The following is a 24,583-nucleotide window of genomic DNA, read 5'->3' as shown; positions in this document are numbered from 1 at the left end:
CCATGTTCACGTCAGACCCCTGCCGGTACGCGGGCTTCCGGGGCACGCTCCCTGCGCAGCCACCCCACGGCTTCGGCGAAGGAGTCCGCGTGCCCCACACGTCCGCGCACCGCACCAGAGCCCTCGCAGTCACCGCGACGGCCGCCCTGGCCGCGCTCGCGGCCCAGACCGCCCCCGGCCTCGCGGCCCCCGCACCCGCCCGGCAGACCGCCGCCGCGCCGCACGCCCTCGCCGGCACCGGCCACAGCCAGTACAGCGGCACCGTCGCCCTGGGCACGTACTTCAACGGGCGCCTGTACGAGCTGCACGACCCGAACCGCGGCGGCCAGAAGACGTACGACGCCCGCGGCGGCACCAGCCTCGGCACCCTGTTCACCGACACCGACGACGTCTGGGGCACCGGCTCCGTCACCAACCGGCAGACCTCGGCCGTGGACGCCCACTACGGCGCCGCCATGACCTGGGACTTCTTCAAGACCACCTTCAACCGCCGGGGCGTGCGCAACGACGGCCGCGGCGTCGCCTCCCGCGTCCACGCGGGAGGCGGCAGCGGCAACGCCTGGTGGTCGGACTCCTGCGCCTGCATCAGCTACAGCGACAGCCCCGACGGCCGCCCGTACACCTCGCTCGACGTCGCCGGCCACGAGATCGCGCACGGCGTCACCTCGGCCACTGCCGGCCTGCTCTACTCCGGAGAGTCCGGCGGCCTCAACGAGGCCACCTCCGACATCTTCGCCAGCGCCATCGAGTTCTTCGCGGCCAACCCCACCGACGTGGGCGACTACCTCATCGGCGAACGCGTCACCGGCACCGCGCTCCGCTCCCTGGACCGCCCCAGCCGCGACGGCCGCTCCCCGGACTACTGGTACTCCGGCATCGGCACACTGGACCCGCACTACTCGTCCGGCCCCGCCGTGCACTTCTTCTACCTGCTGGCGGAGGGCAGCGGCGTCAAGGTGATCAACGGCGTCACCTACGACTCCCCCACCCACGACGGCTCGAAGCTGCTCGGCATAGGCCGCGAGGCGGCCGTCCGCATCTGGTACCACGCCCTGACCACCGGAATGACGTCCTCGACCAACTACGCCAAGGCCCGCACCACCACCCTGGCGGCCGCAGCAGCCCTCTACGGCACGTCCTCCCCCCAGTACGCAGCAGTGGGCGCAGCCTGGACCGCGGTCAACGTCCGCTAGCAGACTCACGGGCCGCGCGAGGAAGACACCGCGCGGCCCGTGACTCCACCCCGCGAGGCCGCCGGTCGTGTGGTGTGTGGGGGAGGTGCTTGAGGCGTCGTGGCAGGCTGGTCCGGTGGCAGGCCCGGGCCTGGGGTGGCCGAAGGCCAGGGCGAAGCCCCAAAGCCCCAGGGGTGGGCCTGCCGCAGGGCCTGCAGGCCACGACGGGTCAAGCACCGAGGGGACCCACACACCACACGGCCGGCCACCCGGCACCACCGGCCCCCGGCACTGCCGAGCAACGCCCGGCGACGCCCGGCAACACCCGGCAACACCCGGCAACGCCCGGCAACGCCGAGGAACGCTAAGGCACGCGAGGGAACCGGGCCTGGAGGGTCCACACGTGGGGGTTGTCGGCGAGGCCCTCGTGCATGTCCGTCAGGTCCGCGATCACGTCGTGCAGGAAGTCGCGGGCCTCGCGGCGCAGCAGGCGGTGGGAGAAGGTCAGCGGGCGCTCCTCGGGCGCCATCCAGTCGGCCTCGACGTCGACCCAGCCGAAGCGCCGCTCGAAGAGCATCCGGTCCGTGGACTCGGTGAAGTCGAGCTCGGCGTACTGGCGGGCGGAGGAGCGGCTGCCGCGCGGGTCCTGGTCGAGCTGCTCGACGATGTCGCAGAGCGCCCAGGCGAAATCGAGCACCGGCACCCATCCCCAGGCCGTGGACACCTCGCGGTCCTCCTTGGTGTCGGCGAGGTAGACGTCGCCGCAGAAGAGGTCGTGGCGCAGGGTGTGGACGTCCGCGGTCCGGTAGTCCGTCTGCGAAGGGTCGGGGAAGCGCGAGGAAAGGGAGTAGCCGATGTCGAGCACGCCTCGATGGTGTCACGCCCAGGGGGTCAGGGGTGCCGCGGGAGCCACCGGCTGAGGAGCAAACCCTTAGGGCCACAGGCCCGACCCGACCCAAAATCGACCCAAGCCCCCACCCGCACCGCAGCACCCCCTCAAGCCTCCACCCGCACCCCCAACACCCCCCTCAAGCCTCCACCCGCACCCCCCAACACCCCCCTCAAGCCCCCACCCGCACCCCCAACACCCCCTCAAGCCCCCACCCGCACCCCCAACACCCCCTCAAGCCCCCACCCGCACCCCCCAACACCCCCCTCAAGCCTCCACCCGCACCCCCCAACACCCCCCTCAAGCCTCCACCCGCACCCCCCAACACCCCCCTCAAGCCTCCACCCGCACCCCCCCCAACACCCCCCTCAAGCCTCCACCCGCACCCCCCCCAACACCCCCCTCAAGCCTCCACCCGCACCCCCAGCTGCGCCGCGAACAGCGGAGCCAGCTGCACCAGCTGAACCGGACTGATCACCGCCCCGGCCAGCCGGTCCACACCCCGGGCGATGTCCAGCTCGGCCGCCTCCCTGAGGTCCACGTCGGCCATCCGGGCCGCACTGAAGTCGGCCCGCCGCAGTGTGCAGTCCCGGAACTCGACCCGCCGCAGCTCCGCGCCCCCGAAATCGGCCTCGTCGAGCACGCAGCCCTCGAAGACCACGTCGGTGAGCCGGGACTTCCGCAGGTTGAGGTAGTCGATCTTGCCGCCGCGCACCAGGACCCGCTCCAGCACCGCCCCGTGCAGCTGCGTGCCGCCCAGCCGCGCGTCCCGTACCTCCACGTCCCGCAGCAGCGCCCCGGCCAGGTCCGTGCCGACCCCGCGCACCCCCTCCAGCACCGAGTCCACGAACCGTGACCTGACGAGCACGGTCTCGTCCAGCACGGACCGGCGCAGGGCGCAGTCCATGAACGTGGCGCCGTGCCCCTCCTCCCCCGAGAGGTCGGCGTCGGCGAACTCCAGCCCGTCGTAGTCCCCGTCAGGCTCCAGCCCGCCGCCGTCGTACGGCCTCAGCGCGGGCAGCAGCACCTCGGGCCGCCGCGCCGCCGCGACCACCGGACCGTCCGCCTTCTGAACTCTCCGAACCATCCCCCCATCGTCCCGCACCCCACTGACAGCACCACCTGCCGAAGGTCACCCCGACGCGCGCAGATGGTCCCCCGGCAGACCTCCCGCCCCCGCCCCAAAAAGAGACTTCCGAAAAGACTTCCGAAGAAATCCTCGCAGCCGTGTCACATCCAGCCCGCCCCCGCTGTCCCGTCTCCGAAGGCCCCACCAAGAGCCCCCGACCCGGCCCCGCACCCAGGCCACACCCAAGGGAGACACCACGATGAACCAGCTCACCGTCATCGGCGGCGGATTCGCCGGACTGGTCGCCGCCATCAGCGCCGCCGAGGCGGGCGCCCGCGTACGGCTGTACGAGTCCCACCAGACCCTCGGCGGCCGGGGCCGCACCGCCGACGGCCCGTACCGCACCAACGAGGGTCCGCACGCCTTCTACAAGAACGGCCCCCACTGGGCCTGGCTCAACCAGCGCGACCTCGTCGGCCCGCTGGCCCGGGTCCCCGCCCTGGACATGACCCGGCTCCGCCTGCACAGCGGCGGCCGCCTGCACTCCGTCCCTCCCCTGGCCTCGCTCAGGCTGGCCCGGCGCCCGCTCGCCGACGCCCCCGTCGACCGCACCTTCCTCGACTGGGCGAGCTCGCTCATCGGCGAGCGCGAGGCCCGGGCCACCGCCAACTCCCTCGCGGTCGCCCTCTTCCACCACGACATCGGGTCCCTCTCGGCGGCCTTCGTCCACGAGCGGCTCCAGCGGGTGCTGTCCTTCCCGCCCGAGGCCCAGTTCCCGCGGGGCGGCTGGCAGTCCGTGATCGACCGGATGGCCACCCGGGCCCGCCGGCTCGGCGTGGTGATCGAGACCGGCTCGCGGGTGACCGAGCTGCCGGCCGACGGCGGACCGGTCGTCGTCGCGACCTCCCTCGCCGCGGCCCGCACCCTGCTGGGCGACCCCTCCCTCACCTGGCAGAGCGGCCGTACGGTCCTGCTCGACCTGGGGCTGCGCACCCGCCGCGGCGACGCCTGGGCCGTCTCCGACCTCGACGAACCGGCCTGGATCGAACGTTTCACCGCCCAGGACCGCACCCTGGCCCCGGCCGGCGAGACCCTGCTCCAGGCACAGCTTCCGATCGGCCCCGACCAGGCCAAGGCGGTCGGCATCGAGCGCGCCGAGCGGCTGCTCGACCTGGGCTTCCGGGGCTGGCGGGAGCGGGTCACCTGGCGGCGCGAGGCCGTGGCCGCCGGCCGTACCGGCGGGGTGGACCTGCCGGGCACGACCTGGCGGGACCGGCCCGCCATCGCCCGGGGCAACGGGGTCTACCTGGCGGGCGACCAGGTCGCGGCGCCCGGGGTGCTGGCCGAGGTGTCGTTCAACAGCGCCATCGAGGCCGTCTCGCTGGCGATCCGCGACACCGGCCGCGCGGCCGCCGCCAGGGCCGCCCTTGACCTCGACCGCACTTGAGGTTGTTGGCTCGTACCCGAAGCGCCCGGTACCCGAACCACCCGGGCGGCACACCGGACAGGCACACCGGACAGGCACACCGGACCGTACGAGCCAGGGAGTCCCCATGCACGCCATCCGCCTGCACGCCTTCGGCCCCGCCGAGAACCTCGTCTACGAGAAGACCGAGGACCCGCTGCCGGGCCCCGGCCAGGTCCGCATCGCCGTCGAGGCCGCGGGCGTGCACCTGCTCGACACCGCCCTGCGCCTGGGCGACCGGGGCCCGCTGCCCGCCCTCCCCGAGCTGCCGACGGTCCCCGGCCGCGAGGTCGCGGGCACGGTCGAGTCGCTCGGCGAGGGCACCGACCCCGCCTGGCTCGGCAAGCGGGTCGTCGCCCACCTCGGCATGGTCCCGGGCGGGTACGCCGAACTGGCCGTCACCGACGCCGCCCGGCTGCACGAGATCCCCGCGAACCTGGACGCGGCCCGCGCCGTCGCGATGATCGGCACCGGCCGCACGGCCATGGGCATCCTCCAGTTCACCGAACTCGGCCCGGACTCGGTCGCCGTCGTCCCGGCCGCGGCCGGCGGCATCGGCACCCTGCTCGTCCAGTACGCGAAGAACGCCGGCGCCACGGTGATCGGCCTGGCCGGCGGACCGGCCAAGACCGCGGCCGTCGAGGCGAACGGCGCCGACCTGGCCGTGGACTACAACGTCCCCGACTGGCCCCTCCGCGTAGAGGAGTTCCTCGGCGAACGGCGGGCCACGGTCGTCTTCGACTCGGTCGGCGGCGAGCCCGGCCGCGCCGCCGTGGACCTGCTGGGCCCCGGCGGCCTGCACCTGGTCTTCGGCTGGTCGAGCGGCGGCCTGCACGAGGGCGGCCCGCTCACGTTCACGGAGGAGGAGCAGGCCGCGCGCGGGATCGTCTCGGAGCAGGTACTGGGGCCGGTGATGCTGGGCAAGGCGGGCGGCGACAACCCCGTACGCGTCCTGGAGAGCCGCGCCCTGGCCGAGGCGGCCGCAGGCCGGCTGACCCCGGCCGTCCAGCGCTTCCCCCTGGCCGGCGCGGCCGCCGCCCACCGGGCGCTGGAGGGGCGCGCCACGATGGGCAAGGTGGTGCTGGTGCCGTGACGCGTCCCCCGGGAGCGACCCTCCTGAACGTCCACACCCCGGACGCCTAGGCTCGGGCCATGATTCGTACCGCTACCCCCGCCGACGTCCCCGCGATCCACGCGATGGTCCGTGAACTCGCCGAGTACGAGCGGGCCCTGCACGAGGCCCGCGCCACCGAGGAGCAGCTGCACGAGGCGCTCTTCGGCGAGCGGCCGGCCGCCTTCGCGCACATCGCCGAGACCGACGAGGGCGAGGTCGCCGGCTTCGCGCTGTGGTTCCTCAACTTCTCGACCTGGCGCGGCGTGCACGGCATCTACCTGGAGGACCTGTACGTACGCCCGGAACGGCGCGGCGGCGGCCACGGCAAGGCGCTGCTGACCGAGCTGGCCCGGATCTGCGTCGAGCGAGGCTATGAGCGGCTGGAGTGGTCGGTGCTCGACTGGAACACCCCGTCGATCGACTTCTACCGCTCGCTGGGCGCCCTCCCCCAGGACGAGTGGACGGTCTACCGCCTCACGGACGAGGCCCTGACGAAGCTCGGCTCCTGAGACGCAGCCGCCGCGGGCCGGGTGGGTGCGGTTGGTTCCGGCCAGGCCGGGCACGGCCCGCACCACCCCCACCCACCCACACCCCCACCCCTACCCCCGCCCCAGCAGCACCTCCGCCACCCGTACCTGACGGTGCGGCAGGCGGTCCTCGCCGTCCTCCACCTCCCACAGCAGGTTCTGCAGCACCCGCCCGAGGGTCCAGGCGCGGGCCCGGTCCCGGTCCAGGCCCAGTACCTCGGTCATCAGGTCGAAGCGGCGCAGGACCGCGGCCGGGTCCCAGCGGTTCACCAGCGCGGGCAGCAGCTCGAAGCCGGGGTCGCCGGCCAGCGGCTTCGGGTCGATGGCGAGCCAGGGCTCGCGCCCGCCGGCCAGCACGTTGTCGTAGTGCAGGTCCCAGTGCAGCAGCCGGTCCCCCGGCTCGCCCGCCACCTCCGCGACGGCCGCCGCGCAGTCCCGCAGCAGCGCCCGCTCACCGGCGTCGGCCAGCTCCGCCTCCGCCTGCGGTACGTCGTCCAGCATCGCGGCGGTGATGTCGCCGAGCCGCCGCAGCCCGGCCGGTGCCGGCCGGGCGGTCAGCCGGGCCAGCAGCTCCGCAAGGATCCGGGCCGCCGCGTCGGGGTCGGCCAGGGCTGACAGGTGCCGCCCCTCGTCGAGCCGCTCCAGCAGCATCGTGCCGGTGGCCGGGTCCTCCGCGAGGAGCCGTACCGCCCCCTGCCCGTCCCACGCGCGCAGCGCCGCCGCCTCGCCCGCCGTCTCCTCGTCCGGCAGCTGGAGCTTGAGCACCGCCCGCGTACCGTCGGCGGCGCGCGTCACGGGCAGCACCAGTGCGCACATCCCGTGCATCGGGTGCCCGTCGGGCCGCAGCCCCCAGCGGTCCAGGAAACCGGCGGCGAGGGCGGGCAGGGCGGCCACGAAGGCGCGCCCGGCCTCGCCGTTGAACTCGACCTGGTTCTCGTACAGTTCGCGCGGCACCCGGACCGCCGGGCGGGCGGTCACTCGGCCCGCTCCGTGACGGCGACGGTCGCGCCCAGCGCGACGGCGACGACGAGCAGGTAGCTGCCCACCCAGTTGCCCAGCACCGAGGCGAGGGCGGCTCGGCGGCCGTGGGCGAGGGCCCGGCCGACGGTGAACAGGACGCTGGGGCCGGGGATCACGACCAGGACGAAGGTGACCGCGCAGAACGCGAGGAGCTGATGGGGATCGGCCATGCCGCGATCATGACGCGAGGGCCGGAGGACACGCCAGAAGCCCCACGGCCGGCGGCCGGGCCCCGTACGCCCTTCCCCGTGACGGCCGTCGGTCGAATCCCCTTGAAAGCGACAGAAAGCCGCAGACCGCCTCGACGCCGGCCACGCCGCGCCGGCCCCTCGCACCGCCGAAGGGCCCGAGTCACGGGACAGAAGGCCCGCAAATCCCTGCGCGGGCCCTACACCCTGCCCCTGGACCGCCCGCCGGAGACGGGTGTACCAACACCCCATGAGCAGCGCGACGATCAAGACGCCGGAGCCGGTCAACGGCGGCATCTCCTTCTGGTACGCCCAGGACGGCACTCCCCCGCCCCGGGAACCGCTCCCCGGCGACGCCACGGCGGACGTCTGCATCGTCGGCGGCGGCTACACCGGCCTGTGGACGGCGTACTACCTCAAGCAGGCCGCACCCTTCCTGCGCGTCACCGTCCTGGAGCAGAAGTTCTGCGGCTACGGCGCCTCCGGCCGCAACGGCGGCTGGCTCTACAACGGCATCGCCGGCCGCGACCGCTACGCGAAGCTGCACGGCCACGAGGCCGCGGTCCGCCTCCAGAAGGCCATGAACGACACCGTCACCGAGGTCGTCGACACCGCGGCCAAGGAGGGCATCGAGGCGGACGTGCACCGCGGCGGCGTCCTGGAGGTGGCCTACACCCCCGCCCAGCTCGGCCGCCTCAAGGCCTTCCACGCCGCCGAGCTCGCCTACGGCGAGGACGACCGCGAGCTGTACGGCGCCCGCGAGACCGCCGCGCGCATCCGGATCGCCGGCGCCGTCGGCTCCTCCTGGACCCCGCACGGCGCCCGCCTGCAGCCCGCCAGGCTCGCCAAGGGGCTGGCCGGGGCGTGCGAGCGGCTCGGCGTCGTGATCCACGAGTCGACCCCGGTCACCGCGATCGCCAAGGGCCGGGCCGTCACCCCCTACGGCACCGTCCGCGCACCCTACGTACTGCGCTGCACCGAGGGGTTCACCGCGAGCCTGAAGGGCCACAAGCGGTCCTGGCTGCCCATGAACTCCTCGATGATCGTCACCGATCCGCTGCCCGACGCCGTGTGGGAGACCATCGGCTGGGAGGGCCGGGAGACCCTCGGCGACATGGCGCACGCCTACATGTACGCCCAGCGCACCGCAGACGGCCGGATCGCGGTCGGCGGGCGTGGGATCCCCTACCGCTTCGGCTCCCGCACCGACAACGACGGCCGCACCCAGCCGGCCACGATCGACGCCCTGCGCGAGATCCTGGTCCGCTTCTTCCCCCAGCTCGCGGGCACCGGCATCGCGCACGCCTGGTCCGGCGTGCTGGGCGTGCCGCGCGACTGGTGCGCCACGGTCACCCTGGACCGGGCCACCGGCCTGGGCTGGGCGGGCGGGTACGTCGGCTCGGGCGTCGCCACCGCGAACCTGGCCGCCCGCACCCTGCGCGACCTGGTCCAGCAGGACTCCGGCCAGTCCGGGCCCACCGACCTGACCACGCTCCCCTGGGTGAACCACCGGGTGCGGCGCTGGGAGCCGGAGCCCTTCCGCTGGGCCGGGGTGCACGCCCTGTACGCCGCCTACCGCACCGCGGACCGGCGGGAGGCCGCCACCCACAGCGCGGTGACGGCCCCCCTGGCCCGGCTGGCGGACCGGATCTCCGGCCGCCACTGACCCCGTACGGTCCGCGGTCCGGCGTACGGGATCACGACCCGCCGGACCCCGCTAGTGCTGTGACCGCAAAGGTTCACCGTGTCGCGACGCCCGGCACGGCACTAGAAGAGCAGGTCCTTCGTGTTCCAGCCCGAGGCGACCTTCACCCGGGCGGCGAACGGCGCCTGCGCCTTGCCGGTGCCCTTCAGCAGCCACAGCGCCCCGGCGCCGTCGCGCGCGAGCAGGTCCGCGCGGCCGTCGGAGTCGAGGTCGCCCGGCACGACCAGGGCCTGGTACCCGGCCCAGGTGCCGGCGACCGCGACCCGCCGCCCGAAGGGCGTGGCCGCCTTGCCCGTGCCCGGGTACAGCCAGGCCTTGCCCGAGGCGTCCTCGGCGAGCAGGTCGGCCTTGCCGTCACCGGTCAGGTCGGCGCCGCCGGCCAGGCGGGAGAGACCCTTCCAGCCGGTGGCGACGCGGACCCGGTCGGCGAAGGGCGCAGCCGCCTTCCCCGTACCCGCGTACAGCCAGAGGCCGCCGGAGGCGTCCCGGGCCAGCAGGTCCGCCTTGCGGTCGCCGGTCAGGTCGCCGGCGCCGGCGATCAGGTCGTAGACGTTCCAGCCGCCGCCGACCTTCCTGCGCTCGTACAGGCCGCCGCCCTGCTCGCCCTCGACGTCGTAGAACCACAGCACGCCCGCGGCGTCGCGGCCGACGACCGGGCCGCCGGTGCTCTGGACGGTCATCGGCGCCAGCCGCGCGAGCGCGGTGTAGCGGCCCCATTTCGAGTCGATGGTGTCCACGCGCTCGAAGACGCGCGGGGCCCGGCCCGTGCCGACGTGGACGTTCAGGCTGCCGTCGGCCGCGCGGCGCAGCAGCTGGTAGCGCTCACGGACGGGCGTGCCGCCGGTGACGCCGAAGGTGCCCTGCGCGCCGGAGTCGCTCCAGCCGGCCGTGTACACGTTGTAGTTGGCAAAGGCGTCGATCTTCCACATGGGGCTCTTGGCCGCGGCCTTCAGCCGGTACGTGATCTTCACGTCGCCGGGCTTCACGTCACAGGTGAAGCCCTCCCAGTACAGCTCGCCGGTCCTGACCTCGCAGTTGCCCGCGCCGGCGCCGGCCTTGACGGAGACCAGCTCGACCTTCAGCTCGCCCGGGTCCCAGGCGCGGAAGCCGCGGCTGGGGGCGAAGCCGACGCTCAGCCTGCCCTTGTCGATGGCGTGGACGTTCACCGTGTGGGTGACCGAGCCCCCCGCGGGCACGGCCGGCAGGGTGAGCCGCACCTTGTTCTTCTTGACGTGCTCGGCGGTGAGCACCCGGACGCTGTGCGCCTCGACCGTGCCCTTGACCGGCGAACTGCCGGACAGCTGGGCGGCCTTGACGGCCTTGTCGATGCTGGCGCCGCGAGGCGCGTAGGCCACGCCGAAGTGCAGTCGGGTGTCGTCCTTCACCGACTCGCCGGCCGTCACCGAGGGGCCGACGTAGCCGTTGTCCTCGCTGGTCGGGCAGAGGAAGACGCCCTTGACGGTCGCCGAGGGGGTGCAGTCCAGGCCCGGCAGGGCCGTCATCCCGGCGGGCAGGCCGCCCTGGGCCCAGGACGCGTCGGTCAGCGGCGCCTTCGACAGGGCGTACACGAGGGTGCCGTTCGGCGTGCCGGTCAGCAGGTCGGGCCGCAGGGCGGCGGCCGAGCCTTCGCCGGGCGGGATCACGTGGTCGAGGTAGGTGAAGGAGTAGTCGTCGTTCCCGGCGGCCAGGGCGGGGCCCGCGCTCACGACACCCGTCGCGACCAGGGCCGCCGAGCCCGTCAGAACACCCCCGAGAAGACCGAGGCGCCGCGCGCCCCGGCTCATGAATCCGCGCATGTTCGCGCTCCACACATGAAGGCGGCAGTGTGCCTGCCGCGGCAACGCCATGTTCCCCGCATGGCGCGCCGATCAAGACGGTGCCGAGGGGCCCCGGGTTGCTCGCCCCACCGCATTCGCGGGCATGAAGCGGGCACGAGGCGGGCACGAGGCGGGCATGACGAAGGCCCCCGGCCGGATCGGGCCGGGGGCCTCGCGCAAGAGCCGCCTGTCGGAATCGAACCGACGACCTCAAGATTACAAGTCAAGCGCTCTAGCCAACTGAGCTAAGGCGGCACGCCCGTGCAGTGTACCCAGGCCGCGGGACGGGTGGCGTTCGATATCTCACGTGCCCGGGGGTGCTGACAGGAGGCGGTCCGGGCAGGTAGCGTCGCCGGAGGTCCACCCCAGGTGGACTAGACCCATCCTTCCTTTACTCGGATCGTCCGGCACGTTCCTGCCGGTGAAGGGACGCATCACCATGGCTTCCGTTACTTTCGACGGCGCAACGCGCCTGTACCCCGGCGCCGACAAGCCCGCCGTCGACGCGCTGAACCTTGAGATCGAGCACGGCGAGTTCCTCGTCCTCGTCGGCCCCTCCGGCTGTGGCAAGTCCACCTCCCTCCGCATGCTCGCAGGCCTGGAGGACGTCAACGGCGGAGCGATCCGCATCGGCGACAAGGACGTCACGCACCTGCCGCCGAAGGACCGCGACATCGCGATGGTCTTCCAGAACTACGCGCTGTACCCGCACATGACCGTCGCCGACAACATGGGCTTTGCGCTCAAGATCGCCGGCGAGGACAAGGCCACGATCCGCCGGAAGGTGGAGGACGCGGCGAAGATGCTGGACCTCACCCAGTACCTCGACCGCAAGCCGAAGGCGCTCTCCGGCGGTCAGCGCCAGCGCGTGGCCATGGGCCGCGCCATCGTCCGCAAGCCGCAGGTCTTCCTGATGGACGAGCCGCTGTCGAACCTCGACGCCAAGCTCCGCGTGTCGACCCGTACGCAGATCGCCGCGCTCCAGCGCGACCTGGGCATCACCACCGTGTACGTCACCCACGACCAGGTCGAGGCCATGACCATGGGCGACCGGGTGGCCGTGCTCAAGGACGGTCTGCTCCAGCAGGTCGACACCCCGCGCAACATGTACGACCGCCCGGCGAACCTCTTCGTGGCCGGCTTCATCGGCTCCCCGGCCATGAACCTCGTCGAGGTCGCGATCACCGACGGCGGCGTGAAGTTCGGCGACAGCGTCGTCCCGGTCTCCCGCGAGGCCCTGGCCGGCGCCACCGACAAGGGCGACAAGACCGTCACCGTGGGCATCCGCCCCGAGCACTTCGACCTCGCCGACGAGGGCGGGCTGGCGGTCCGCGTCAACGTCGTCGAGGAACTCGGCGCCGACGGCTACGTCTACGGCACCGCCGAGATCGGCGGCCACAGCACGGACCTGGTCGTCCGCGTGAACGGCCGCCGGGTGCCGGAGAAGGGCTCCACGGTCCACGTGGTGCCCCACGGCGGCGAGATCCACGTCTTCTCGACGTCCACGGGCGAACGCCTCTCCGACTGACGCCGGCCGCCGCACGGCCGCACCGAAGCGGCGGGCTCCCTCCCCAGGGACCCCGCCGCTCCGCCGTTCCCCCGGCAGCCAAGGGGAGTGGGGCGGGAGCCCCTGGGGACACCTCCCAGCGGTAGCTGCGGGAGGGACGGGCCCGCAGGACGACGGCCCGCACCCGGTACCGGCCGGCACCCGCAAGCGCACCCCGCGCCCCCTGCACAACCGCACCCCGCACGGGACCCGCACCCGGCCCGGCCCCCGCACCCGGCACGGGCCCCGCACGGGAGATTGCGCCACCCGGCCCCTCCCGGTCGCCGGAAGAGCGGCACCCCGGCAGCGTGGGCCACATGGCTCCGGTCCCCCTCCCGATCTGCGCCCCGCCCCCGCACCCGCGCCTCGCCGCACCGCCGCCGAGCCGCGTGCCGCTGCTCGCCGTCTGCCTCGCGTACACCGCGCTCCAGCTCCTGGCCGTCGTACCCGGCAGCCCCCTCGGCTGGGACGAGACGGTGTACGTCAGCCAGGTCAGCCCCCAGGCGCCGGCCGCCTTCTTCAGCGCCCCGCGCGCCCGCGGCATCACCCTCCTCGCCGCCCCGGTCACCCTGGTGACCACCGGCACGACCGCCCTGCACGTCTGGTTCGCGCTGCTCTCCGGCGCGGCCCTGTACCTCTCCTTCGCCGTCTGGCGCCCGCTGCTGCCCTCCCCCGTCGTCACCACCGCCGCCGGCCTCTTCGCCGGCCTGTGGGTGACGCTCCTCTACGGCCCCCAGGTCATGCCCAACCTGTGGGTGGCCTTCGGCGCCCTCGCCGCCGTCGGCTGCTTCCTCCGCTGCCTGCCCCGCAGGCCCGCCGACCCCCTGGCCGCCGTCGCGAGCCGCGCGTACGGGGCCGGCTCCGCGTACGCCCCCGGCTCCGCCTACCGCACCGACTACCCGCACGCCACCGCCCTCCCGTACGGCACGGCCCGCGCCTACGCGACCGACCTCCCCTACGGCACCGCCCGCGCCTACGGCCCCCCGGCCACCCGCACGGCCGACGCCCGGGCCCGCCCGCTGGCCGGGCTGGCCGCCGCCGCGGCCGTGGTCGCGCTGATGCGCCCGGCCGACGCCCTCTGGCTCCTCCTCCCCCTCGCGGCCGTGGCCCTCTGGCGCCGCGCGCCCCTCGTCCTCGCCGTGCTCTGCGCGGGCCTGGCCGTCGGCGGCGCCGAGTGGGTGGTCGAGGCGTACCTCCGCTACGGCGGCCCCGCCGCCCGCCTGCACCGGGCCGGCGAGATCCAGGGCGGCTTCGGCTGGCACCCGGCGTTCGCCGACCAGCTGCGGGCCCTCACCGACGGCCGCACCCTCTGCCGCCCCTGCGAAGGCGCCGTGCGCCGTCCGCTGCTCGCCCTCTGGTGGCTGCTGCTGCCCGTCGCCACCGCGGCCGGGCTGTTCCTGGCCCGCCCGCTGCGGCCGGCCCTCGTGGTGGCCACGGCGGCCGCCGCGTCGCTGGCCGTGCCGTACCTGCTGCTGCTCGGCTACGCCGCCCCGCGCTTCCTGCTCCCCGCCTACGCCCTGCTGTCCCTGCCCGTCGCGGCCGGGCTGGTGGCCGCCGCCCGCCCCTCCGCCGTGCGGCCCGAGGGGGTACGGCCCGCCGGCGCCCGCCCGGGCCGGGCGGCGGCGCTCGCCCTCGCCCTGGCCCTCGCCGCCCACCTGGCCGTCCAGTTCGCCGTACTCGACCGCGTCGCCGACCGGGCCCGTGAGAGCGGCGCGGCCTTCGAGCGCGTCCGGGCCGAACTGCGCCGCCACGGCGTCGTACCGCCCTGCGTCGTGACCGGGTACGAGGCGGTGCGGCTCGGCTACGCGCTGGGCTGCGCCTCCCGCCAAGTCGGCGGCCACGACGGGAGCATCGAACCCGCCGGCCTCCAATCGGCCGCCCTCACCGGCCCGGTGGCGCTGCTCACCGCCGGCGCCGGCCCGCCGCCCCCGTACGCGCGGGACTGGGAACCGGTGCCGCTGCCGCCCCTCCCCGGCACCCCGCAGCTCCGCGCCTTCCTGTCGCCCAGTACGACGAATACCCCGGCAGAACGGGCGCTTTCGAGCCCCGTACGTCAACAGCCCATTCGAAAAGCCACGTCGAACCATCCCTCAACAGGGTGACTAAATGTCGCCAAATCTTCACCGAGCGCTACTCTCGCCCTCGTGACCCACACTGCCCGCCGTATCGGCCGATCCCTCGCCCTGGTCCTGCCCGTCGTCCTGGTCCTGTCCGGGACCCTCGCGGTCACCATGGTCCCCTGGGCCGACAACGCCCCGTCCCAGATCCTCACGGCCTCCGCCGAGAACGTCTCCGTGCCGGCCAAGTCCCGTGCGCCGCAGGACGTTCTGCGCGAGAAGCTCCTCGGCGAGCTCCAGGCCAAGAAGGACCCCGGGCTCGTCCTGACCCACCTCCAGCAGGAGGTCGACCGCAGGCCCTCGCTCGCCGAGTACTGCGGCGGGATCGCCCGCGCGCTGGGCCGCGCCGCCGTGAACATCTACGGGCCCACCAAGGCGCAGACGTACGCGCGCCCCGTGTGCGACACCTCCTTCGCCTCCGGCGTGGCCTCCTTCGGCTGAACCGGCCCCGTACGGCGTCCTGTACGGCGGCCCGTACGGCGGCCCGTACGGCGCCTCGTACGGACCTCCGCACGGACCCCGCGGCGGCAGCCGAGTCCGCCGCGCCCCCGGCACGGTGGCGGCCCGGGCCCCGAGCCCCCGGGCCGCCACGCCGCCGGCAACCGCCCCGCATAGGCTGCGGGGCATGACGGCAGACCCCTCAGCCACCACCGCAGACACCGCGGCCGCGTTCCCCGCCGCCCCGACCCAGGCAGTCGTCCTGGCCGGCGGCCAGGGATCGCGGCTGCGTCCGTACACCGACGACCGCCCCAAGCCGATGGTCGAGATCCCCGGCACGGGCGTGCCGATCATCGGCCACCAGCTGGCCTGGCTGGCGTCCGAGGGCGTCACCGACGCCGTCGTCTCCTGCGGGCACCTCGCCGAGGTGCTCCAGGAGTGGCTCGCCGGAGCCGACCTCCCGCTCCGGGTGACCACCGTGGTCGAGACCGAGCCGCTGGGCCGCGGCGGCGGCCTCAAGTACGCGGCCGCGCACCTCCCGCATCCCGACCGGCCCTGGTACGCGACCAACGGCGACATCTGGACCCGCTTCTCGCTGCGCGAGATGGCCGCCTTCCACGAGGAGCGCGCCGCGACCGCGACCCTCGCGCTGGCCCGGCCGCGCATCCCCTGGGGCGCCGTGGAGACCAACGAGTTCGGGCACGTGCTGGACTTCATCGAGTCCCCGCCGTCGCCGTACCTGATCAACGCGGGCGTGTACGTGTTCTCGCCCGAGTTCGCCTCCCTGCTGCCCGACCGCGGCGACCACGAGCGCACCACCTTCCCGCGGCTGGCCCGCGAACGCCGGCTGGCCGGCTTCCCGTTGCCCCAGGGCGCCTACTGGCGGGCGATCGACACCGCGAAGGACCTCACCGAGGCGGCGAAGGAACTCGCCTCCCAGCGGGGCGCGTAGCCGCCCCACTGCGGCCCGCGGCGGCAACGGCGACCGGCACCGCCGCACGGCGACGCGACCGGCACCGCCCGGGCAACGCGACCGGCACGGTCAGGGCACGCGGAAGGGCCCGGCGCACACAGCGTGCGCCGGGCCCTTCCGCGTGCCGTGCCGGGATCAGCCCAGGAGGCCGCCGACCAGCCCGCCCCGCTGCTCCTGCGGCGGCTCGCTGCCGCTGCCGCCACCGCTGCCGCCGGTGCTCGACCCGCCGGACGAGGTGGGGCCGGCCGAGGTCGACGACGGCGCACGCGGCGCGGTCTGGCGCGGCGACGACTCGGTACGGCCGGCGCCCTGGGTGGCCGTCGGCGACTGCGCGCCGGACGTGGCGGTCTCCCGTACCCGCTCCGGCTGCGTGCGCTCCGCCTTCGGGGCCTTGGTGGCCTCGGCGGACGGCTCGCCGGTCTTCGCCGGCTTGCGGGCCGCCTTGCGGGCCTTGCCGGGCTCGGTCGGGAGCGGGGATCCCGGCAGGTAGTTGCTCGGCGCGTCCTCCGGCCCCGGCACGGTGACCACGGTGGTCGAGCGGACCGCGCCGCCCAGCAGGGAGCCGATCAGCAGCGTGAGGCCGACGACCAGGGTCGCCATGACCGCGCCGCGCCGCAGCACCCGGCGCCGCAGCTCGCCCAGCCCGGCGCGCGGGCCGAGCGTGCGCCAGGCCTCGCCGGCCAGGCGGCCGTCGAGCGAGTAGACGGGGGCGCCGGCGATGATCAGCGGGCTCCAGGCGGCGAGGTAGATGATGTCAGGCGCGTCGTACGCCGGTACGGTCCGCCAGCTCACGGTCATCAGCAGGGCCGCCGAGAGCAGCGTCCCGATGCAGGCCGCGAACCGCTGCCAGAGGCCGAAGACCGTGAGCACACCCACGATGACCTGGAGGAACGCCACGCTCAGCCCGGCGCCGACCGGGTGGGCCAGCGCGAAGTCCCGCAGCGGCTCGGCCAGCGCCCAGGGGTGCAGGGTGTGCAGCCAGGTGACCATGGAGCCGCGCTCGCCGCCGTCGAAGTACACGGGGTCGCACAGCTTGCCCATGCCGGCGTAGATCGAGATGAAGCCGAGGAACACCCGCAGCGGCAGCAGCACCACCCCGAGGTTCATCCGGCGGCCCGGGAAGTAGGCCTCCACGGCCGGGTCCACGGGGGCCCGGCGGACGGCGCTGATCTCCGCCACGTCCTGGCCGTACGCGTCGGTGCGCCCGTAGTCGGCGGTGTACCCGGAGTCGTACGGGGCCCCGATCGGGCGCCCGAAGTCGCGTACGGGCGTGAGGATCTGGGTGTCGTCGTCCACGGCGGAGCGCTGGCCGACGACCGTCGGCGTCGGCATGGTGTCGTCGCCGAGCTCCACGCGCGGGATGACCTGGGTCGCCGCCCCTCCCCCCGCGTCCGCCCCGGCGCCCCACGAGGTACGGGCCCCGGCCTCGCGTACGGCCTGGAGCAGCCCGCCGGTGGCCGCCGCGTCGCCGGGCCCGGCCTTTCCGCTCCACACGACGGGGGCCCGCCGCCGTGCACCGGCGGCGGCACCGGCCACGGCGCCGGCGGCGCCGAGGACGGGCATCCTGGCGGGGGCCGCGCCGGCCTTGGGCCGCCCCTTGGGGGCGAGCTGCACGCGGAAGCTGGCGTGGTTGACGATGACCTGCGCGGGGTCGCACGGCACCTTGACCATGCTCAGCGAGGGCTGGTCGTCGAACCTCGGCGTTCTGGTGTCCACACTCATCTAACCGAGTGATGAGTGTTTAGGACACTGCCTTGACAACAGGGATGTGTCCGAGACCCGTCAAGATCCGGCCACCTTGGCCCCGCCGGAGAACGCGTGAACGAAACCCCGGTCGCCCGGCCGACCTCCGTCACCCCGCAGCCCCCGTCAGGCCGTGAGGCACCGCGATCTTGTGCGTACGAGTGACGGCGCCCTAGGGTCGAATTCATGAATCTCCTGATAACCGGCGGAGCCGGATTTATCGGCTCGCATTTCACCGCTTCCGCCCTCGGCGGTGGACAGCACTTCGCCCAGGACATCCGTGTCACCGTGCTGGACAGCCTGACGCGTTCGGGTAATCCGGCGAATCTCGATTCCGTGGCCACCGACCCGAGATTCCGCTTCGTCCACGGCGATATCCGCGACGTGCGGCTCGTCGACCGGGTCATGGCGGGGCACGACGCGGTCGTGCACTTCGCGGCAGAAACCCACGTGGACCGCTCGATCAGCTCGGCCGGCCCCTTCGTGGCGACGAACGTGGTGGGCACGCAGGTACTGCTGGACGCCGCCCTGAGGCATTCCGTCGGACGCTTCGTCCACGTGTCCACCGACGAGGTCTACGGATCCGTCAGCGACGGATCGTGGTCGGAGTCCAGCCCGCTGGAGCCCAACTCGCCCTACGCGGCGTCCAAGGCCTCCGCCGATCTTCTCGCGCTCTCCTACCAGCGCACGCACAGCTTGGACGTCGTGGTCTCCCGCTCCTCGAACACGTACGGGCCGCGCCAGTTCCCCGAGAAGCTCATTCCGCTCTTTCTCACGAATCTGATGGAGGGAGTGCCCGTCCCCCTCTACGGCAACGGCCAGAACGTCCGCGACTGGCTGCACGTGTCCGACCATTGCCGAGCCATCGAACTGATCCTCCACCGCGGAAAGTCCGGGGAGGTGTACAACGTCGGAGGGGGTACGGAGCTGACCAACGAGGACGTCACCGCGCGATTGCTGAGCGCCTGCGACGCTGGATGGGACATGGTCGACCGAGTGCCGGACCGGAAAGGCCACGACCTGCGCTATTCACTCGACACCCGGAAGATAACCGCCGAACTCGGATACGCCCCGCAGAGGAAATTCGACGAGGCGCTCGAAGAAACGGTCAGGTGGTACCGGGACAACCGTTCCTGGTGGCAGCCGCTCAAAGCAGCGGCGGCTTTGACGTGAGCATCCGATGGCTCGTCACCGGCGCAGGCGGCATGTTGGGCCGCGACCTCGTCGGCCTCCTGCGCGCCAGGAACCACGACGTCACCGCGGCCACCCGCGCCGATCTCGACATCTGCGACGCCTCAGCCGCACTCCGCTGCGTCGCCGGGCACGACGTGGTCGTCAACGCCGCGGCATGGACGGACGTCGACGGCTCCGAAGGGAACGAGGCGGCAGCCACCTCGGTCAACGGAGGCGGTGTCGGCAACCTGGCCCGTGCTTGTGGCACTCACGACGCAAAGCTGATTCAGGTGTCCACGGACTACGTCTTCTCTGGCGAGCATGTCCCGGGAAGGAACACCGCCTACGCCGAGGACTCCCCAACCGGGCCGGTCAACGCGTACGGGAGGAGCAAGCTCGCCGGGGAACGCGCCGTCGCGGAGCTGCTGCCGCACAGCGGATACGTCGTGCGCACGTCGTGGCTGTACGCCGGTCATGGCAGGAACTTCGCGACCACGATGCTGGACCTCGCCGCCCGCCAGGAGACCGTGCAGGTCGTCACCGACCAGCGCGGACACCCGACCTGGTCCGGAGTGCTGGCCGACCGCCTGGCCGAGGCGGGCGCCAGGGCGATTGCCGGCGCCCTGCCTCCAGGCACGTACCACGGCACCGGGACGGGGCACACGACCTGGTTCGAACTCGCGAGAGTGATCTTCGAGCTCTCCGGACTCGACCCGGAACGTGTTCGGCCCACGACCTCCGGCGCACTCGGGCGTCCGGCCAGGAGGCCGGAACGCTCCGTCATGAGTCAGGACCGCTGGCGGACGGCGGGCCTGGCGCCGCTGCCGCCCTGGCGGGACCAGCTGGCCGCCGCGCTACAGACCCCCGACTTCGCCCGCCGGTCGGCGTTGGCTCGCCGCTCCCTCCCGCACGGCACAGGCCGCGTAGTCCGGAAGGATTCCCGATGCACGAGCGGCAGCCAGTGACGGGGCCGCCAAATCGCGCTCGGAGAGCACGGGCCGCTCCGTCGGCCAGTCGATGGCCAGAGATGTGTCCAGAGGGTCTATCGCGTGCTCCAAGTGCGGCGCATAGGTCTCGGAACTCAGGTAGCACAGCGTCGCGTCGTCGGTGAGGGCGCAGAATCCGTGCCCCAGCCCCGCCGGTATGTACAGCGCCGTGCGGTCGACGTCGTCCAGCCGCACGGCCTCCCACCGCCCGAAACCGGGTGAGCCCACACGCAGGTCCACGACCACGTCCAGCACGGCGCCACGGACGCACGTCACGTACTTGGCCTGGCCGGGCGGCACGACCGAGAAGTGGATCCCCCGGACGACGCCCTTCGCGGATACGGAGACGTTGGCCTGGGCGACCGTCATGGTGTGCCCCACCACCTCGGCGAGGAGATCGGGCCGGAACCACTCCAGGAAGGCTCCCCGGACATCGGTGTGCTGGTCCGGGCCGATCTCCCAGCATCCGCTGACCGACAGCTCGGAGAACCTCACGACCTCACCCACCCGGCCCGCACCCGGCCGCGGACCGTCAGCCGCGCTTGCGGGCGGCCTCGTACAGGACCACACCGGCGGCGACACCGGCGTTCAGGGACTCCGCCCCGCCCGGCATCGGGATGCGGACCAGGAAGTCGCAGGTCTCGCCGACCAGGCGGCCCAGACCCTTGCCCTCGCTGCCGACGACGATGACGACCGGCCCGGACAGCGCGTCGAGCTCCTGCACCTCGTGCTCGCCCTCGGCCGCCAGGCCGACGACCGTGATGCCGGCCTTCTTGTAGTCCTGGAGCGCACGGGTCAGGTTGGTGACGCGCGCGACGGGCGTACGGGCGGCGGTGCCGGCCGACGTCTTCCACGCACCGGCGGTCATGCCGGCCGCACGCCGCTCGGGGATGACCACGCCGTGGCCGCCGAAGGCGGAGACGGAGCGGACGATCGCGCCCAGGTTGCGCGGGTCGGTGACCCCGTCCAGGGCCACGATCAGCGGGTCCTCGCCCGCGTCGTACGCCTCGGCGGTCAGGTCCTCCGGGTGCGCGTACTCGTACGGCGGGACCTGGAGCACCAGGCCCTGGTGGTTGAGCCCGCCGGTCATCCGGTCGAGTTCGGGGCGCGGGGCCTCCATCAGGTTGATGTTGCCGCGCTGCTGGGCGAGCGCGAGGGCCTCGCGGACGCGCTCGTCGTTGTCGATGAACTGCTGGACGTACAGGGTGGTGGCGGGCACGCCGTCGCGCAGCGCCTCGAAGACCGGGTTGCGGCCGACGACCATCTCGCTGGTGCCCTTGGGGCCGCCGCGGCGCGGGGCCGGACGGCGCTTGGCCGCCTGCCGCGCCTTGGCGTTGGAGATGCGGAAGGCCTTGTGGCCCTTGCGGTCCTCGGCCTTGGGCGTGGGGCCCTTGCCCTCAAGACCCTTGCGCCGCTGGCCACCGCTGCCGACCGTGGCGCCCTTCTTGTTGGACGTGCGGCGGTTCCTGCGCTGGCTGTTCCCGGCCATGACCTACCTGTTTCGTTTCTGCAGACGTGTGTACGTAATGAAGTGTGCCGCCCGGAGGCCCGGGCGGCACCTGTGGACGGCCCCGTGACCGGGCCCGCGGCCGCGGCTAGCGCTGACCGAGGCTCCAGCGGGGGCCGGCCGGGCTGTCCTCGATGACCAGGCCGGACTGGTTGAGCTGGTCGCGGATGGCGTCGGCGGTCGCCCAGTCCTTGCGGGCCCGGGCGGACTCGCGCTGCTCCAGGACCATGCGCACGAGGGTGTCGACGGCGCCGTGGAGGTCCTCGCCGCGCTCCGCCTCGCCCGCCCAGTGCGGGTCCAGCGGGTCGAGGCCCAGGACGCCGAGCATCGCGCGCACCTCGGCGAGGCGGGCGACGGCGCCCTCCTTGTCGTCGGCGGCCAGCGCGCTGTTGCCCTGGCGGACGGTGGTGTGGACGATCGCGAGCGCCTGCGGGACGCCCAGGTCGTCGTCCATCGCCTCGGCGAAGGCCGGGGGCACCTCGTCGGCGGGCTCGACGGCCCGGCCGGCCATCTCGGTCACCCGCTGGCAGAAGCCCTCGATCCGCGCGAACGCCGAATCCGCCTCGCGCAGCGCCTCCTCGCTGTACTCGATCATCGAGCGGTAGTGCGGGGTGCCCAGGTAGTAGCGCAGGACGATGGGACGCCAGTTCTTCAGCATCTCGGAGACCAGCACCGAGTTGCCGAGGGACTTGGACATCTTCTCGCCGCTGAGCGTGACCCAGGCGTTGTGCACCCAGTACTTCGCGAACTCGTCGCCGTAGGCCTTGGCCTGGGCGATCTCGTTCTCGTGGTGCGGGAAGATCAGGTCGATGCCGCCGCCGTGGATGTCGAAGGCGGAGCCGAGGTACTTGTGGGCCATGGCCGAGCACTCCAGGTGCCAGCCGGGACGGCCGCGGCCCCAGGGGGTCTCCCAGGAGGGCTCGCCGGGCTTGACGGCCTTCCACATGGCGAAGTCGCGGGGGTCGCGCTTGCCCGTCTCGCCCTCGCCGGAGGGCTGGAGCAGGTTGTCCAGCTCCTGGTTGGACAGCTCCAGGTAGCCGGGGAAGGAGCGCACGTCGAAGTAGACGTTGCCGTCCGCCTCGTAGGCGTGGCCGCGCTCGATCAGGCCGCGCATCATCTCGACCATCTCGGTGACGTGGCCGGTGGCGCGGGGCTCGTAGGTCGGCGGGAGGCAGCCCAGGCCGTCGTAGCCGTCGTTGAAGGCGCGCTCGTTCTCGTACCCGATGGACCACCAGGGGCGGCCCTGGTCCGCCGACTTGGCGATGATCTTGTCGTCGATGTCCGTGACGTTCCGGATGAAGGTCACGTCGTAGCCGCGGTAGGCGAACCAGCGGCGCATGATGTCGAAGTTCAGGCCGGACCGGATGTGCCCGATGTGCGGGGCGGCCTGCACGGTCGCGCCACAGAGGTAGATCGAGACACAGCCCGGCTTGAGCGGGGTGAAATCGCGGATCTGCCGGGCGCTGGTGTCGTACAGGCGAATAGTCACGGCATCCAGGGTAGTGCTCCTGTGGCAGTGCCCCGCGACCCTTCCGGGGCGCGGGGCGCGTTTGTTGCCGAAGTGCGGCCGGGATTCGTGGCGGACGCGGTGGGGACTCAGCTCCCGTTCGTGCGGTACACCAGCGCGGTCGCGATGGCGGCGAGGCCTTCGGCCCGGCCGGTCAGGCCCAGGCCGTCGGTGGTGGTGCCGGAGACGGAGACCGGCGCGCCGACCGCGGCGCCGAGCGCCTTCTGCGCCTCCTCGCGCCGCTTGCCGACCTTCGGCCGTACGCCGATGACCTGCACGGACACGTTCCCGATCTCGAAACCGGCGGCGCGCACGATACGGGCGGCCTCACCCAGAAGCGTGACACCGGAGGCGCCCGACCACTCGGGCCGCGAGGTCCCGAAGTGGGCGCCGAGGTCCCCGACGCCGGCCGCGGAGAACAGGGCGTCGCAGGCGGCGTGGGCGGCCACGTCGCCGTCGGAGTGCCCGGCGAGCCCGTAGCCCTCGTTCTCGGGGCCGTCCCAGAGCAGGCCGGCGCACCACAGCTCGCGGCCCTGCTCGAAGGCGTGGACGTCGGTGCCGATGCCGACGAGGGGGATCAGGGGCTGCTCAGTAGGCATCGGTGGCCCTCCTGCGGGCGAGTACGGCCTCGGCGAGGACGAGGTCCAGCGGGCGGGTCACCTTGAAGGCCTCCTCGTGCCCGGGCACGAGGACGACGGGCACGCCGAGCAGCTCGACGAGCCCGGCGTCGTCCGTGGCGCCCTCGCCGCTGACGGCGGTCTTCTCGTGGGCGCGCAGCAGGGTCTCGCGGTCGAAGCCCTGCGGGGTCTGGACGGCGCGCAGCCGGGAGCGCTCGGGGGTGGCGACGACCGGCTCCGGCTCGCCGCCGGTGCGCGGCTGGACCTCCTTGACCGTGTCGGCGAGGGGCAGCGCGGGCACGACGGCGGGGGCGCCGTCGCGGACCGCCTCGACGACGGAGTCGACGGTGTCGACGGGCACCAGGGGCCGGGCCGCGTCGTGGACCAGTACGGAGGTGACGTCCGCCGGGAGGGCCTCCAGGCCCAGGCGCACGGACTCCTGGCGGGTCTCGCCGCCGGGCACGACCACGAAGTCCGTGCGCTCGGGCAGGGCGTGCTCGTCGAGGAGGTTGCGCACCTCGGCCGCCCCGTCCGGCGGGGCCACCACGACGACGACGCCGACGGCGCGGGAGCGCGCCATGGCCCGTACGGCGTGGATCAGCATCGGGATGCCGCCGAGGGTGCGCAGCGCCTTGGGGGCGCCGGGCCCCAGGCGTACGCCGCGGCCGGCCGCGGGGATCACCGCGGCGGTCCTCCCGCGGCTGCCGCCGGGGGTGTCCCCGGCGGTGGCGGGACGCGTTACGTCAGACATGCATGGCTCCGGACAGTGACGTCGTCGTGACATCGGTGGGGCGGCCAGGTTTGTCGCCTCGGCCGACGTGGGTATGGCCTGAAGGTGCCGGGCACGATGCCCTGACCGGGGCCCCTTCCGTGACGACCGGTCAAGCTGGCTGCCCGAGCCCGGCACGCCAGGGAGAGACGTTTCAGGGAACACGCGGGGCGGCGGCGGGCGCACGCCCTGCGGTGAGAACGGGGTCGGATCCGGCTGCGTGGCCGGGCCCGGCGAGGTC

Annotated in this window: 20 protein-coding genes, 1 tRNA gene and 2 pseudogenes; 11 read left to right on the top strand and 12 right to left on the bottom strand. The window is 73.6% G+C overall.

From position 1 onward, the window contains the following. Positions 1-233: 233 nt before the first annotated feature. Positions 234-1,193 (top strand): annotated as a pseudogene (locus ACIF6F_RS00525) (M4 family metallopeptidase); the annotation flags it as partial. A 343-nt stretch (positions 1,194-1,536) separates the two neighbouring features. On the opposite strand, the gene ACIF6F_RS00520 reads toward ACIF6F_RS00525, so the two are convergent. Both ACIF6F_RS00520 and ACIF6F_RS00515 read right to left on the bottom strand, forming a co-directional pair. Continuing rightward, positions 1,537-2,037, bottom strand: a complete 501-nt coding sequence (locus ACIF6F_RS00520) for a hypothetical protein (protein ID WP_399939131.1) — start codon at positions 2,035-2,037, stop codon at positions 1,537-1,539. Positions 2,038-2,464: 427 nt separating this feature from the next. Further along, positions 2,465-3,148: a pentapeptide repeat-containing protein gene (locus ACIF6F_RS00515; protein WP_399939128.1), complete on the bottom strand. Its 684-nt coding sequence runs from the start codon at positions 3,146-3,148 to the stop codon at positions 2,465-2,467. 241 nt (positions 3,149-3,389) lie between these two features. Here ACIF6F_RS00515 and ACIF6F_RS00510 point away from each other — a divergent pair, with 241 nt between their 5' ends. From ACIF6F_RS00510 to ACIF6F_RS00500, 3 genes are all read left to right on the top strand, one after another. Next, positions 3,390-4,577: an FAD-dependent oxidoreductase gene (locus ACIF6F_RS00510; RefSeq protein ID WP_399939125.1), complete on the top strand. Its 1,188-nt coding sequence runs from the start codon at positions 3,390-3,392 to the stop codon at positions 4,575-4,577. Between the two features lie 106 nt (positions 4,578-4,683). Further along, entirely contained in the window at positions 4,684-5,688 is a 1,005-nt protein-coding gene (locus ACIF6F_RS00505) for a zinc-binding dehydrogenase (protein ID WP_399939122.1), read from the top strand. Between the two features lie 59 nt (positions 5,689-5,747). Next, a complete protein-coding gene (locus tag ACIF6F_RS00500) occupies positions 5,748-6,218 on the top strand; it encodes a GNAT family N-acetyltransferase (protein ID WP_399939120.1) in 471 nt (156 codons plus the stop codon). 90 nt (positions 6,219-6,308) lie between these two features. Here the strand turns inward: ACIF6F_RS00500 and ACIF6F_RS00495 are convergent, their stop codons facing one another. After that, positions 6,309-7,214 (bottom strand): aminoglycoside phosphotransferase family protein, encoded by a 906-nt coding sequence (locus ACIF6F_RS00495; RefSeq protein ID WP_399939117.1) that lies wholly within the window; start codon positions 7,212-7,214, stop codon positions 6,309-6,311. Positions 7,215-7,216: 2 nt separating this feature from the next. Next, a pseudogene (locus ACIF6F_RS00490) lies at positions 7,217-7,426 on the bottom strand (LysE family transporter); the annotation flags it as partial. Between the two features lie 268 nt (positions 7,427-7,694). Here ACIF6F_RS00490 and ACIF6F_RS00485 point away from each other — a divergent pair. Beyond that, positions 7,695-9,110 (top strand): NAD(P)/FAD-dependent oxidoreductase, encoded by a 1,416-nt coding sequence (locus ACIF6F_RS00485; protein WP_399939115.1) that lies wholly within the window; start codon positions 7,695-7,697, stop codon positions 9,108-9,110. A gap of 101 nt (positions 9,111-9,211) precedes the next feature. On the opposite strand, the gene ACIF6F_RS00480 is transcribed toward ACIF6F_RS00485, so the two are convergent. Further along, positions 9,212-10,945, bottom strand: coding sequence for an FG-GAP repeat domain-containing protein (locus ACIF6F_RS00480; RefSeq protein WP_399939112.1), 1,734 nt, complete (start codon positions 10,943-10,945; stop codon positions 9,212-9,214). A 202-nt stretch (positions 10,946-11,147) separates the two neighbouring features. Further along, a tRNA-Thr gene (locus ACIF6F_RS00475) sits at positions 11,148-11,221 on the bottom strand. A 184-nt stretch (positions 11,222-11,405) separates the two neighbouring features. Here ACIF6F_RS00475 and ACIF6F_RS00470 point away from each other — a divergent pair. The 4 genes from ACIF6F_RS00470 to ACIF6F_RS00455 all read left to right on the top strand — a co-directional run bounded on the left by ACIF6F_RS00470 (position 11,406) and on the right by ACIF6F_RS00455 (position 16,019). Further along, positions 11,406-12,494, top strand: coding sequence for an ABC transporter ATP-binding protein (locus ACIF6F_RS00470; protein ID WP_399939110.1), 1,089 nt, complete (start codon positions 11,406-11,408; stop codon positions 12,492-12,494). A gap of 335 nt (positions 12,495-12,829) precedes the next feature. Beyond that, on the top strand, positions 12,830-14,614 hold the full coding sequence (locus tag ACIF6F_RS00465; RefSeq protein WP_399939109.1) for a hypothetical protein: 1,785 nt from the start codon (positions 12,830-12,832) through the stop codon (positions 14,612-14,614). A 42-nt stretch (positions 14,615-14,656) separates the two neighbouring features. Further along, positions 14,657-15,070 (top strand): hypothetical protein, encoded by a 414-nt coding sequence (locus tag ACIF6F_RS00460; RefSeq protein WP_399939106.1) that lies wholly within the window; start codon positions 14,657-14,659, stop codon positions 15,068-15,070. Positions 15,071-15,254: 184 nt separating this feature from the next. Continuing rightward, positions 15,255-16,019, top strand: a complete 765-nt coding sequence (locus ACIF6F_RS00455) for an NDP-sugar synthase (protein ID WP_399939103.1) — start codon at positions 15,255-15,257, stop codon at positions 16,017-16,019. A gap of 156 nt (positions 16,020-16,175) precedes the next feature. Here ACIF6F_RS00455 and ACIF6F_RS00450 read toward each other — a convergent pair whose 3' ends face one another. Continuing rightward, positions 16,176-17,762: a DoxX family membrane protein gene (locus ACIF6F_RS00450; protein ID WP_399939100.1), complete on the bottom strand. Its 1,587-nt coding sequence runs from the start codon at positions 17,760-17,762 to the stop codon at positions 16,176-16,178. 207 nt (positions 17,763-17,969) lie between these two features. Here ACIF6F_RS00450 and rfbB point away from each other — a divergent pair, with 207 nt between their 5' ends. Together rfbB and rfbD are read left to right on the top strand one after the other, a co-directional pair. Then, positions 17,970-18,956 (top strand): dTDP-glucose 4,6-dehydratase, encoded by a 987-nt coding sequence (gene rfbB, locus ACIF6F_RS00445; protein WP_399939098.1) that lies wholly within the window; start codon positions 17,970-17,972, stop codon positions 18,954-18,956. Between the two features lie 2 nt (positions 18,957-18,958). After that, complete coding sequence (gene rfbD / locus ACIF6F_RS00440) at positions 18,959-19,921, top strand: dTDP-4-dehydrorhamnose reductase (protein ID WP_399940481.1); 963 nt, start codon at positions 18,959-18,961, stop codon at positions 19,919-19,921. On the opposite strand, the gene ACIF6F_RS00435 is transcribed toward rfbD, so the two are convergent. From ACIF6F_RS00435 to ispD, 5 genes are all read right to left on the bottom strand, one after another. Continuing rightward, positions 19,811-20,437: a dTDP-4-dehydrorhamnose 3,5-epimerase family protein gene (locus ACIF6F_RS00435; protein ID WP_399939096.1), complete on the bottom strand. Its 627-nt coding sequence runs from the start codon at positions 20,435-20,437 to the stop codon at positions 19,811-19,813. The genes rfbD and ACIF6F_RS00435 overlap by 111 nt on opposite strands. 37 nt (positions 20,438-20,474) lie before the next feature. After that, positions 20,475-21,431, bottom strand: a complete 957-nt coding sequence (gene rlmB / locus ACIF6F_RS00430) for a 23S rRNA (guanosine(2251)-2'-O)-methyltransferase RlmB (RefSeq protein ID WP_399939093.1) — start codon at positions 21,429-21,431, stop codon at positions 20,475-20,477. A 106-nt stretch (positions 21,432-21,537) separates the two neighbouring features. Beyond that, on the bottom strand, positions 21,538-22,938 hold the full coding sequence (gene cysS, locus ACIF6F_RS00425) for a cysteine--tRNA ligase (protein ID WP_399939090.1): 1,401 nt from the start codon (positions 22,936-22,938) through the stop codon (positions 21,538-21,540). A gap of 107 nt (positions 22,939-23,045) precedes the next feature. Then, on the bottom strand, positions 23,046-23,555 hold the full coding sequence (ispF, locus tag ACIF6F_RS00420; RefSeq protein WP_399939087.1) for a 2-C-methyl-D-erythritol 2,4-cyclodiphosphate synthase: 510 nt from the start codon (positions 23,553-23,555) through the stop codon (positions 23,046-23,048). Then, positions 23,545-24,324: a 2-C-methyl-D-erythritol 4-phosphate cytidylyltransferase gene (gene ispD / locus ACIF6F_RS00415; RefSeq protein ID WP_399939085.1), complete on the bottom strand. Its 780-nt coding sequence runs from the start codon at positions 24,322-24,324 to the stop codon at positions 23,545-23,547. Before ispD ends, ispF begins: the two co-directional genes overlap by 11 nt. Positions 24,325-24,583: the final 259 nt, after the last annotated feature.

This window comes from Streptomyces sp. NPDC086023 (assembly GCF_044540325.1).
Taxonomy (GTDB): Bacteria; Actinomycetota; Actinomycetes; order Streptomycetales; family Streptomycetaceae; genus Streptomyces.
Note: the sequence above shows the minus strand (reverse complement) of the source record. Positions and strands in the feature narration are given on the sequence as shown.